Here is an 11,996-nt window from a genome sequence, read left to right as displayed (position 1 = left end):
ATTTTCGGGGTTTGATTTTATCTAAAATACAACTTATTTAATTGATAAACAAGTGTTTATTTACTTCTGAAAGTGCCAAATTATATTGTTGAATTTAAATTTATAATAATTCTATAACCTTAATTATAGCAAAGATTTTAGCTACTTTTAAACAAACGTCAATCCAATTTTCATGTTAAGACCTTGTTCAAAAATTCGAATCAAAGTTGAAAGTTGAATATTACCTTTTGCATTCTCTAATTTTGATATATAACTTTTTTTAGTACCTGTTTTTTTTGCTAGTTGCTCTTGTGTCATTTTTGCTTCTTTTCGAGCTTCTTTTAGCATTTCAGATATAATAAACATCTGTGATTTTTCTTCATAGCTGTTTCTAGTTTCTGTCCCAATTTTTCCATGTTCAACCTCAATCAGTTGCTCAAAATTTGTAATGTTTTTATATTTATCCATTTTCTTTATCTTTTTGGTTAAAATATGATTTCATTAATTTCTTCGCTTTTTCCAACTCATTTTTTGGTGTTTTTTGAGTTTTCTTTTGGAAGCCATTAAAAAGTACTACTAATTTACCTTTGTCAAAACAGCAAAATATTCGATAAATATTTGATTGATATTCAATTCTAATTTCATAAAGTCCGTTTGTTCCTGTTAAATGTTTTAAAAATTTTTCAGGTACACGTTCTACTTGTTTTAGTAATTCAAATGCATATTGAATCTTTCCTTTTACTTTTCCGTTTTGTTTTTGATAAAATTCTATAAAATGTGTTTCAAAGAATATTATTTCTCTAATCATTAAACAAAGTTAACTTAAAAGATAACATTTTCCAAATTCTAAATTATTTATTGAGTTTTTATCTTACAAGTAGAACTATTTTTAATCATAATTTACTTTCTTTATCAAAACAAAAAACTCGAAGCAAAGCTTCGAGTTTTTTTATGAATTTATGAATAATTCTAAGAAAAGAATTTATCCATTTTTTCTTTTTCTTCTTCTGCCAAAGCAGCATCCACTAAAATACGACCACTATGTTCATCAATGGTAATTTTCTTTCTATTCGCAATTTCTAATTGTACTTGTGGTGGAATTGTAAAGTAAGAACCTCCAGAAGCTCCACGTTCAATAGCAACAACAGCCAAACCGTTTTTTACTTTAGATCTAATTCTTGTGTACGCAGCAAATAAATGAGTTTCTAAAGTTTGAGAAAATTCATCAGATTTTTTAGCTAATAATTCTTCTTCTTTTTCAGTTTCTTTTAAAATCGCATCTAATTCTGCTTTTTTATTCTTTAAGTGATCTTCTTGTTTCGCTAATTTTTCAGTAGTGTTTTCAATAACTATTTTTTTCTGAGCTATTTTTGCTTTGTATTCAGTAATTCTTTTTTCAGCCAATTGAATTTCTAAATCTTGGTATTCAATTTCTTTAGATAACGAGTCAAATTCTCTGTTATTTCTAACTTTTTGTTGCTGTTCTTCGTACTTTTTCATTAACCCATTAGACTCTTCAATAGCTAATTTTTTGTTGTTAATGTCGTTTTCAAAGCCTGCTAATTCTTCGTTTAATTTTGCAATACGCGTATTTAATCCGGCAACTTCATCTGCTAAATCTTCCACTTCTAAAGGTAATTCACCTCTAACGTTTCTAATTTCATCAATTCTAGAGTCGATTAATTGTAAATCGTATAATGCTCTTAATTTTGCTTCCACCGAAATTTCTTTCTTCTTTGCCATGTTTATATATAATATATAGGATTTGTACTTTTTTCTGATAAAATGACTGCAAAATTACTAAATTTTTTCGTAAGATAGTCAACCAAAAGGTTTTTTGTAAACTGTTCGCTCTCATAATGACCAATATCTGCCAAAAGTATGCTGTTTTCTGCTGTAAAAAACTCATGATATTTAAAATCGGCACTTACATATGCATCTGCACCAGCACGTTTTGCGTTAGAAATTGCAAAACTACCAGATCCACCTAAAAGGGCTACTTTTTTTATTTTTTTATTGATAAAGTTAGAATGACGTACACAAGCTGTTTGCATAGTTTTCTTTAAATATAGAAGAAACTCGGTTTCATCCATTTCTAAAGGAAGTTCTCCAATCATTCCCATACCAATATTTTGATGAACATTTTCTGTTGTTATTATTTGGTAAGCAACTTCTTCATAAGGATGATTTTTTTGCAAAGCATTTAAAATAGAACTTTCATTTTTACTTTCAAAAACTACAGAAATTTCAGTTTCTTTTTCGGTGTGTAATTTTCCTTTTTCTCCTAAAGTCGGATTTGAGTTTTCGTTCCCTCTATAAGTTCCTTTTCCAATCATATTAAAAGAACAATGGTCATAATTACCAATATTTCCTGCACCAGCATTAAAAAGATGATTTCTTAATTCTTTTGCTTTATCAACAGGAACATAAGTGGTTAGTTTTTTTATAATTCCTTTTTTAGGAATTAAAATTTTAGTGTTTTCTAAACCTAAAACAGCACACATTTTTGCTGAAACTCCGTTTTTAGAATTATCTAAAGCAGTATGAGTTGCATAAATAGCAATATCATTTTTTATCGCTTTTAAAACCACACGTTCTACATAAGAGTTTCCATTAAGTTTTTTTAGACCTCCAAAAATAATAGGATGAAAACTAATAATTAAATTACATTTTTTTTCAATTGCTTCATCAACAGTTTCTTCTAGAGTATCTAAAGTTACTAAAACTCCAGAAACAGATGTACTGTAATTACCAACTAATAAACCAACATTGTCAAAATCTTCTGCATATTGTAAAGGTGCTAATTCTTCTAAATAATTGGTGATGTCTTTTATGGTCATAAATTATAATTGTATCGAAAACCAAAGTTAGTTATTGAATTTCAATTATTTTAATAAAGTACCACTAATTCACGAATAAAATTAATTTTTCTAATTCTTAAAAATTCCAGCGGAATTTTCTATTCGTGAAATGTTTTTTTTGATGATATCAAATTCGTGAATTCGTGGCTTTAAAACTTTTCATATTTTTAAAGATGATTTTATAAGTAAAGTTTGTGTTTTCAATTTATCAATCCATAAAAATGACTTATTTTCGTATTAATGAAATTTCTACGCTTTTTATTATTTCCTTTTGCCATTATTTATGATGTGGTTACAAGCATTCGTAATTTTTTTTTTGATATAGGAGTTTTTAAGCAAACTTCATTTAAGATTCCTGTAATTGTTGTGGGGAATTTAAGTGTTGGAGGAACAGGAAAAACGCCTCAAATAGAATATTTAATTCGTTTGTTAAAAGACCAATTTAAAACTTCGGTTTTAAGTAGAGGATACAAACGTAAAACAGCTGGTTTTGTGTTGATAAATGACACTCATTCTGCAGAAGATGTAGGTGATGAACCTTTGCAATACTATAAAAAGTTTAAAAATATTAATGTTGCTGTGGATGCCAATAGAGTTGCAGGAATTACAAAGTTAATTTCAGGCAAATCTACAGATGTTGTTTTGTTAGATGATGCCTTTCAACACAGAAAAGTAAAAGGCAGTTTTTATATTTTATTGACTAAATATGATGATTTATTTACTGCTGATTTTTTACTACCTACAGGTAATTTAAGAGAAAGTAGGAGAGGAGCTATTAGGGCAGATGTAATTTTAGTCACTAAATGTCCAACCAACTTATCAGAAAAAAGTAAAAATAAAATTAGTAACAAATTAAAGAAACACAATAAAGATGTGTTTTTTACCAGTATTTCTTATGATGATACAACTTCTGGAAAAGAATCTATTTTAGTTGACGATTTAAAAAATTACGACGTTTTATTAATTACAGGAATAGCAAACCCAACCCCACTTTTATCATTTTTAAAAGACAAGAACGTAAATTTTAAACATTTAAAATACTCAGATCATCATCATTTTTCTGATAAAGAAATACAAGGTATTAAAAGTGAATATTCTGCTTTAAAATCATCTAAAAAACTGATTTTAACCACAGAAAAAGATTATGTTCGTTTAGAAAGTAAGTTGAAAGAACTTTCTTATTTAGGCATACAAACTTCTTTTTTAGAGCAGCAAGAAGTATTTGATGCAATCATTAAAAGTCATATACAATAAAACCAGCATTGTTAGATGCTGGTTTTTTTTTGATTTTTGTTAGAAGTATCTTTTAAAGCCACTTCATTATATTTGACACAATACATTTTGATAAGTCACATTTTTTTAAATAACTATTATAAAGTCAGATTATTATTAGATTTCTACGAAATGACAAACAGTATATATTACGTTTAACATTTTTTCTTTGTGCTACTCTGTAAAATTACTCTGCGTAACTCCTTGAAATAACTTTACATTTCCATAGAATGAAAAACATTCTGTACATCATCATCTTCTTCTAACTTTTCTAACAATTTTTCAACATCAGCTTGTTGCTCTTCGTTTAATTTTGTGGTTGTTGTGGGTATTCTTTCAAATCCAGAAGATAAAATTTCGGTATTATTTTCTTCAAAATAGGTTTGTATTGCTCCAAATTGCTCAAAAGGAGCGTAAATAATTACACCTTCTTCATCATCAAAAACCTCTTCAACATCAAAATCTATCAACTCTAATTCTAATTCCTCTAAATCAACAGTAATATCTTCTTTTTTAATTGTAAAAGTACATACATGATCAAACATAAAAACAACAGATCCAGAAGTACCTAAATTTCCATCGTTCTTATTAAAAGCAGCTCTAATATTGGCAACAGTTCTATTGTTATTGTCTGTAGCAGTTTCTAAAAGAACAGCAATTCCATGAGGAGCATAGCCTTCAAATAAAGCTTCTTTGTAGTTTGCAGTATCTTTATCGGTTGCTTTTTTTATGGCACGTTCTACATTGTCTTTTGGCATATTAGCAGCTTTTGCATTTTGCATAACTGCTCTTAATCTAGAGTTAGAATCTGGGTTTGGACCACCTTCTTTAATAGCCATTACAATGTCTTTACCTATTCTAGTAAAGGTTTTAGCCATTGCAGACCAACGTTTCATTTTGCGTCCTTTTCTAAGTTCAAATGCTCTACCCATTTCTAATGTTTATTTTTTTAATTAACTATACAAATGTAAAGGATTGAATGTTGTTTTACAATTTTTTGAATACTGATTATTTAAAATGTAAATTAAAGAATTTAAACCAAATTAAGTACTCATAATACTCATTATAAGTTTTTAAAGTTCTTTTATTATACTTATATTTGTTTTACCAAACAATTTAAAACTAAATTACTATGAAAAAAATTACATTTTTACTCCTTACTTTTACAGCCATTTCAATTTTTGGCCAAAACAAATTAACTTCTAGCGTAGAAGAAAATTATGATGGTATAAATTGGCTTAGTAATAGCAGAACTGAATATACCTATGATGAGAATAAAAATTTAATCGAAGAAAAGCAATATGAATGGGATGGAACTTCTACTGGTGCTATTATGAATACAGCCAATTATACTTACAATTCTTCTAATAAAATACTAACAGAAGTTTATGAGGAATTTGATACAAGTAATGGCAATTCTCTGGGGAAATATCGTGAAACTTATACTTACACAAATGGTATTGTAAGTTTAATTATTGATCAAGAATGGTTAGATGGTGCTTGGAAGAATGAGTACAGGAGAGAGTTTTTAATAAATAATAACTTGATTACTCAAATAACTGGATCAGAATGGAATGGTTCTGGTTGGGTTTTTGAAGAAGATTCTGCCCAAGTTACCGTTTCTTATAACACTAATAATTTAATTTCTAGTACAACAATAGAAATTTGGAATGGTACAAGTTGGGTGCCAAGTGAAATATCAACAAACACCTACAATGCCAATAATAAATTAATTTCTATTTTGTATAAAGAATGGAATGGTACATCATATTTAAATACTTATAAAGACGAGTATGTTTATGATGGTAATGGGAATCAAATATCTGAAACTTCCTTTAATTATGAAAATGGAGTTTTTACAGAAAGCTATCAACAAACATATGTTTTTGATAATTCTATAAATCTTGAGAGTTTCTCTCATCCTTTTAGAGATAGAACTGGTTTAGGAGTTTTTACAAATCAAGAGGTAAGTTTTGTAAATAAAATATTAAGTAGTTCTTCTGGAGGTTCAGATTACAGAACAACCTATAACTATAATGAAGCTACAGTAAGTTTAGATGATTTTAATAGTATTGATTTTTCTGTATATCCAAATCCTACATCTTCTGTTTTAAATATTGATGATAGAAATTTTACTATTAAAAATGTATCAATTTTTAATGTTATTGGTAAAAAAATAGTAACATCAACCAAAAATAAAATTAATTTAGAAAACTTAAATAAAGGTGTTTATATTTTAAGAGTAGAATCTAACACAGGTAGTATTGCAACAAAAAGAATTGTTAAAAACTAAAGATTCTTTTATTAAATTTTGATGAACAATATCTTGTTCAAGTAAATAAGACCCTTCAGTTTTTTAAAATCTGAAGGGTCTTTGTTTATTATCATTTGTAAAATCGTATAATAGGTTATTTTATAAGTTGATAAGACTGTTTTGCAATTTCAATTTCCTCATTAGTAGGGATAACTAAAATCTTCACTTTACCGTTTTCTTTTTGAATTTCTTGGATTTCTTTAGAACGAATTGCATTTTTTTGGGCATCTAAATCAATTCCCAGAAAATCTAAATTAGCACAAGTTAATTGTCTCATTAAACTTGAGTTTTCTCCTATTCCTGCTGTAAAAACAATGGCATCTAAACCATTTAAAGCAGCAGTATAAGAACCTATAAATTTTTTAATTCTATGGCTTGTAAGTTTTAATGCATTTTTACAAAGTTCATTTCCTTTGGCTGCTTGTTCAGAGATTTCTCTTAAATCAGAAAAACCAGTTAAACCTTTTAATCCAGATTCTTTTTGTAAGATATTGTTTACTTCATCTGCAGATTTATGGAGTTTTTTCATCAAAAAGAAAATAACAGATTGGTCTATATCACCAGCTCTTGTACCCATAATTAATCCATTTGTTGGCGAAAAACCCATAGAAGTTTCTATACATTTTCCATTTTTAATGGCAGACATACTGCAACCATTGCCTAAATGAATGGTAATGATGTTTTTAGATTTTTCTCCTAAATATTCAATTGCTTTTTCTGATACATATTTATGGCTTGTGCCATGAAAACCATAAGCTCTAATTTTATGATCATCTAAATACGTATTTGGAATTGCATATTGATAGGCTTCTTTTGGCATTGTTTGATGAAAAGCAGTATCAAAAATTACAATTTGTTTTGCTGATGTAAAAATAGTTTCTGCAATTTCTATACCTTTTAAATTTGCAGGGTTGTGTAAAGGAGCTAAGTCAAATAATTCACGAATATTATCTTTTACTTCTTTTGTAGCTTCTACAGTATCGCTAAATTTACTACCTCCATGTACAACTCTATGACCTACTGCTTTTATTTCATCCACAGAATTAATAACCCCAAATTCTTTGTCTAATAAAGTTTTTGCTACTTTTTTTAAACCAACTTCATGATTTAAAATGGGTAAAATTTCTGAGTTTTTTACACTTCCTTTTTCATGGGTAAAAACAGCATCTTCCATACCAATTCTTTCTACTAAACCAACACATTTTACTGTTTGAGAAGGCATTTCTATTACTTGATATTTTAAAGATGATGAGCCTGCATTTAAAACTAAAATATTCATATTATTCTTGGTGTGCTTGAATTGCTGTTAATAAAACGGTATTAAAAATATCATCTACAGTACAACCTCTACTTAAATCGTTTACAGGTTTATTTAAACCTTGTAACATTGGGCCAATTGCCAATGCACCAGTTTCTCTTTGTATGGCTTTGTAGGTGTTGTTACCTGTATTTAAATCAGGAAAAATCAATACAGATGCTTGACCTGCAACTTTAGAATCTGGCATTTTTGTTTTTGCGACAGACATGTCTACAGCAGCATCATATTGTATAGGACCTTCAATTTTTAATTGAGGGTTTAAATTGCGAACAATTTCTGTTGCTTTTCTTACTTTTTCTACCTCTTCTCCTTTTCCAGAGCTTCCAGAAGAGTAAGAAAGCATTGCAATTCTTGCTTCGATACCAAAAGCTTCAGCAGATTGTGCAGAAGAAATGGCAATTTCTGCCAATTGTTCTGCATTAGGATTTGGGTTTACTGCACAATCTCCCATTACAGAAACTCTGTCTGATAAACACATAAAAAATACAGAAGAAACTACAGAAACACCAGGTTTTGTTTTAATTAACTGCAAAGATGGTTTTATGGTGTGCATAGTTGTGTGTACTGCTCCAGAAACCATTCCATCTGCCAAACCATTTAAAATCATTAAAGTTCCGTAATAAGAAACATCGGTCACTAAATCTTTTGCAGCAATTTCTGTCATTCCTTTGTGTTTACGAGCTTCGTATAACGTTTTTATAAAAGCATCATTATGTATAGAATTGTCAGGGTTTAGAATGTTTATTTTATTTAAATCTATTTGTAAACCTAATTGGTTGCATTTTAATTCAATGGTATTTTTATCGCCTAATAAAGTTAAATCTACAATGTTTAATAATTGTAAACGAGCAGCAGCTTTTATAATTCTATCATCATTACCTTCTGGTAAAACAATGTGTTTTTTATTTTTTCTTGCTTTTTGTAATAAATTATACTGAAACATGTTAGGTGTTAACCTGTCTGATTGATAAGACGTTAAAATGTTTGTTAAACCTTCTGCATTTACATATTTATCAAAAGTATCTAAGGATAATAAAATCTTTTTGTTGTGTGTAGAATAAATTTTAGATTTTACTGCACCAATTTTATTAGAAATATTAAAAGTACCTCCATCAACAGAAATAATAGGCACTGTAGATTGTACACCTTCTATTAGTTTAATGATAGATTCTTCAGGTAAAATAGTACCTGTTAAAATAATTCCTGCAATTTTAGGATAATTACTAGAGGCGTTAGCTTGTAAAGCACCTAAAATAATATCTGCTCTATCACCAGGGGTTACAACTAAAGCGTTTTCTTTAATTCTTGTTAAATAATTACGCAGCTGCATTGCACCTGTGCTGTAACTACCAATTGCATTGTCTAAAAATTGCTCTCCAAATAATACACGACCATTTAAAGCTTGTACTACTTCTTTAACTGTTGGAAAAGCTAAGAAATCAACTATAGGAACAATATCTATTTGTAAGTTTTTAGGAAAACTTTTTTGAAGTTCTGTTTGAATGTAACCTACTTCATCTACTTCAATTTTATTGGCAATGATACCAATTACATCTACTTCTTTTGCTATAAAAGACTTGTAAGTCAATTGCATGGTATTGATAAAATCTTTCTTTTTCTTTCCGTTTCCAGAACCTACAATTAATGCAGGAATACCAAGGTTTTTAGCAATCATTAGATTTACATCTAATTCTGTAAAACCACCTTCTCCAGAAAAATCGGTTCCTTCAACTAATACATAATCGAATTTAGCCTCTAGTTTCTTATATTTCTCAATAACAGTCTGAATAACATCGTCTGTTTTACCTTCACTTAAAAGCTCTACTACTTCACTTTGTTTGTAAGCATAACAGTCATTGTAATCTAAACCTAGGTTAAAATAACTAATAGCTGTTTTTGTATGATTGTCAATAGTACTGTCTATTGCTTCGTTTATAATAGGTCTAAAATAACCAACCTTAGAAGATTTGGTTAACATCATTCTTAAAAGACCTAATGATACCAAAGATTTACCACTATCAGACTCAATTGCAGCAATATAAATAGCTTTACTCATTGTTTTAAATTAAATATTTGACAAAAATAAGTTTTAAACAGTTTATTAGTTATGATAAAGGTCATTAATTTATGATAATATTTTTCTGTATAGTTTTATTATTCTGAAAGAATCTTTAACAGTTTGTGATTTTTTGTAAAGGATGCTTTTAGCATGACAAATTGAATAGATAGTTGTTTTCCATACAGTTTTGTCATTCTTAAAGAATCTTTAATGGTTTGTTTGTTGTTGTGTGAGATGCTTTCAGTATGACAAATTTAATAGATAGTTATTTTCCACACAGTTTTGGTATTCTTAAAGAATCTTTTTCGTTTTGTGAATTATTATGTGAGATGCTTTTCAGCATGACAAATTGAATAGATAGTTATTTTCCACACAGTTTTGTCATTCTGAAAGAATCTTTTTCGTTTTGCGAATTATTATGTGAGATGCTTTCAGCATGACAAACTGAATAGATAGTTATTTTTCATACAGTTTTGTCATTCTTAAAGAATCTTTAATGGTTTGTTTGTTTTTGTGTGAGATGCTTTTAGCATGACAAACTGTATTAAACTAAACCTGCAAAACACCCATATTAAATTGTTTTTCAATAGGAGCGTGGTTTGCTGCATCTATACCCATAGAAATCCATGTTCTGGTTTCTAATGGATTGATAACTGCATCTGTCCATATTCTTGCAGCAGCGTAATAAGGAGAAATTTGTTGGTCGTAACGAGATTTTATTTTGTCAAATAATTCTGCTTCTTTTTCTGGCGTAATTTCTTCTCCGCGTTTTTTTAAAGATGCTGTTTCTATTTGCAACAATACTTTAGCAGCAGAATTTCCACTCATTACAGCAAGTTCTGCACTTGGCCATGCTACAATTAATCTTGGGTCATAGGCTTTGCCACACATTGCATAGTTTCCTGCTCCGTAAGAATTTCCAATAATAATTGTAAATTTTGGAACCACAGAATTACTTACTGCATTTACCATTTTGGCTCCATCTTTTATAATGCCTCCATGTTCAGATTTTGAGCCAACCATAAAACCAGTAACATCTTGTAAAAAAACTAAAGGTATTTTTTTCTGATTGCAATTGGCAATAAAACGTGTAGCCTTGTCTGCAGAATCATTGTAAATAACACCACCAAACTGCATTTCTGTAGGTTTTGTTTTAGAAGATGTAGTTTTTACCAATTTTCGCTGATTGGCAATAATACCAACTGCCCAACCATCAATTCTGGCATACCCAGTAATAATGGTTTGTCCATAACCTTCTTTGTATTGTTCAAATTCAGATTTATCTACCAAACGTTTTATGATTTCTAACATATCATATTGTGCGTTTCTTTCTTTGGGTAGAATTCCAAAAATATCATCTTCATTTTCTTTTGGTAAAAAAGAATCGGTTTTGCTAAACCCAGCTTTGTTAGCATCCCCAATTTTATCAACAATAAATTTAATTTTATCTAGTGCATCTTTATCATCTTTGGCTTTGTAATCTGTAACACCAGAAATTTCACAATGAGTTGTTGCTCCACCTAAAGTTTCATTATCAATACTTTCTCCAATAGCAGCTTTTACCAAATAACTTCCTGCTAGAAAAATACTTGCTGTTTTATCTACAATTATAGCTTCATCACTCATAATTGGTAAATAAGCACCTCCTGCAACACAGCTACCCATCACTGCAGAAATTTGGGTAATACCCATGCTACTCATCACTGCATTGTTTCTAAATATGCGTCCAAAATGCTCTTTATCAGGAAAAATTTCATCTTGCATAGGCAAATAAACGCCAGCAGAATCTACTAAATAAATAATCGGAATTTTATTTTCTATGGATATTTCTTGTGCTCTTAAATTTTTTTTTCCTGTGATGGGAAACCAAGCACCTGCTTTTACAGTAGCATCATTGGCAACCACAATACATATTTTTTTTTTGATGTAGCCTATTTTTACAACAACGCCACCAGAAGGGCAGCCTCCATGTTCTGCATACATATCTTCACCAGCATAAGCACCAATTTCTATAGATTTAGCATTTTTATCTAAAAGATAATCTATTCTTTCTCTTGCTGTCATCTTACCTTTAGCATGGTGTTTGTCAATTCTTTTTTGACCACCACCTAATTTTACTTTGGCAAATCTTTTTCTTAAATCTGAAACTAATAATTTATTATAATCTTCGTTTTTATTGAAGTTTAAATCCAT

The 11,996-nt window shown here is 29.1% G+C and carries 10 protein-coding genes; 2 read left to right on the top strand and 8 right to left on the bottom strand.

All coding sequences use genetic code 11. From position 1 onward, the window contains the following. Positions 1–147: 147 nt before the first annotated feature. The 4 genes from Q0731_RS12840 to Q0731_RS12825 all read right to left on the bottom strand — a co-directional run bounded on the left by Q0731_RS12840 (position 148) and on the right by Q0731_RS12825 (position 2,819). A complete protein-coding gene (locus tag Q0731_RS12840) occupies positions 148–447 on the bottom strand; it encodes a helix-turn-helix transcriptional regulator (protein WP_299064717.1) in 300 nt (99 codons plus the stop codon). Next, a complete protein-coding gene (locus Q0731_RS12835) occupies positions 440–787 on the bottom strand; it encodes a type II toxin-antitoxin system RelE/ParE family toxin (protein WP_299064715.1) in 348 nt (115 codons plus the stop codon). The genes Q0731_RS12840 and Q0731_RS12835 overlap by 8 nt, the downstream gene beginning before the upstream one ends. 161 nt (positions 788–948) lie before the next feature. Next, positions 949–1,722 (bottom strand): hypothetical protein, encoded by a 774-nt coding sequence (locus tag Q0731_RS12830; protein WP_299064714.1) that lies wholly within the window; start codon positions 1,720–1,722, stop codon positions 949–951. 2 nt (positions 1,723–1,724) lie between these two features. After that, on the bottom strand, positions 1,725–2,819 hold the full coding sequence (locus Q0731_RS12825) for a Nif3-like dinuclear metal center hexameric protein (protein ID WP_299064713.1): 1,095 nt from the start codon (positions 2,817–2,819) through the stop codon (positions 1,725–1,727). Between the two features lie 261 nt (positions 2,820–3,080). Here Q0731_RS12825 and lpxK point away from each other — a divergent pair, with 261 nt between their 5' ends. Then, positions 3,081–4,094 (top strand): tetraacyldisaccharide 4'-kinase, encoded by a 1,014-nt coding sequence (gene lpxK, locus Q0731_RS12820; RefSeq protein ID WP_299064712.1) that lies wholly within the window; start codon positions 3,081–3,083, stop codon positions 4,092–4,094. Between the two features lie 233 nt (positions 4,095–4,327). Here lpxK and Q0731_RS12815 read toward each other — a convergent pair whose 3' ends face one another. Further along, positions 4,328–5,044, bottom strand: a complete 717-nt coding sequence (locus tag Q0731_RS12815) for a YebC/PmpR family DNA-binding transcriptional regulator (RefSeq protein WP_299064711.1) — start codon at positions 5,042–5,044, stop codon at positions 4,328–4,330. Positions 5,045–5,244: 200 nt separating this feature from the next. On the opposite strand from Q0731_RS12815, the gene Q0731_RS12810 reads away from it, so the two are divergent. Continuing rightward, positions 5,245–6,405: a T9SS type A sorting domain-containing protein gene (locus Q0731_RS12810; RefSeq protein WP_299064710.1), complete on the top strand. Its 1,161-nt coding sequence runs from the start codon at positions 5,245–5,247 to the stop codon at positions 6,403–6,405. A gap of 115 nt (positions 6,406–6,520) precedes the next feature. Here Q0731_RS12810 and Q0731_RS12805 read toward each other — a convergent pair whose 3' ends face one another. The 3 genes from Q0731_RS12805 to Q0731_RS12795 all read right to left on the bottom strand — a co-directional run bounded on the left by Q0731_RS12805 (position 6,521) and on the right by Q0731_RS12795 (position 11,996). Beyond that, a complete protein-coding gene (locus Q0731_RS12805) occupies positions 6,521–7,705 on the bottom strand; it encodes an acetate kinase (protein ID WP_299064709.1) in 1,185 nt (394 codons plus the stop codon). Position 7,706: 1 nt separating this feature from the next. After that, the gene (pta, locus tag Q0731_RS12800; RefSeq protein ID WP_299064708.1) at positions 7,707–9,800 is read right to left on the bottom strand and encodes a phosphate acetyltransferase; all 2,094 of its coding nucleotides are present in this window, start codon (positions 9,798–9,800) and stop codon (positions 7,707–7,709) included. A gap of 552 nt (positions 9,801–10,352) precedes the next feature. After that, on the bottom strand, positions 10,353–11,996 hold the full coding sequence (locus Q0731_RS12795) for a carboxyl transferase domain-containing protein (RefSeq protein WP_299064707.1): 1,644 nt from the start codon (positions 11,994–11,996) through the stop codon (positions 10,353–10,355).

The organism is uncultured Polaribacter sp., assembly GCF_947497695.1.
Taxonomy (GTDB): Bacteria; Bacteroidota; Bacteroidia; order Flavobacteriales; family Flavobacteriaceae; genus Polaribacter.
This window is presented reverse-complemented; position numbering and strand designations above follow the sequence as displayed.

What these genes read in the sequence shown, in the direction of transcription:
- Q0731_RS12815 (WP_299064711.1), bottom strand. Translation starts at nt 5,044, where the DNA reads ATGGGTAGAGCATTTGAACTTAGAAAAGGACGCAAAATGAAACGTTGG.
- Q0731_RS12835 (WP_299064715.1), bottom strand. Translation starts at nt 787, where the DNA reads ATGATTAGAGAAATAATATTCTTTGAAACACATTTTATAGAATTTTAT.
- Q0731_RS12805 (WP_299064709.1), bottom strand. Translation starts at nt 7,705, where the DNA reads ATGAATATTTTAGTTTTAAATGCAGGCTCATCATCTTTAAAATATCAA.
- Q0731_RS12840 (WP_299064717.1), bottom strand. Translation starts at nt 447, where the DNA reads ATGGATAAATATAAAAACATTACAAATTTTGAGCAACTGATTGAGGTT.
- Q0731_RS12830 (WP_299064714.1), bottom strand. Translation starts at nt 1,722, where the DNA reads ATGGCAAAGAAGAAAGAAATTTCGGTGGAAGCAAAATTAAGAGCATTA.
- lpxK (WP_299064712.1), top strand. Translation starts at nt 3,081, where the DNA reads ATGAAATTTCTACGCTTTTTATTATTTCCTTTTGCCATTATTTATGAT.
- Q0731_RS12795 (WP_299064707.1), bottom strand. Translation starts at nt 11,996, where the DNA reads ATGGATTTAAACTTCAATAAAAACGAAGATTATAATAAATTATTAGTT.
- pta (WP_299064708.1), bottom strand. Translation starts at nt 9,800, where the DNA reads ATGAGTAAAGCTATTTATATTGCTGCAATTGAGTCTGATAGTGGTAAA.
- Q0731_RS12810 (WP_299064710.1), top strand. Translation starts at nt 5,245, where the DNA reads ATGAAAAAAATTACATTTTTACTCCTTACTTTTACAGCCATTTCAATT.
- Q0731_RS12825 (WP_299064713.1), bottom strand. Translation starts at nt 2,819, where the DNA reads ATGACCATAAAAGACATCACCAATTATTTAGAAGAATTAGCACCTTTA.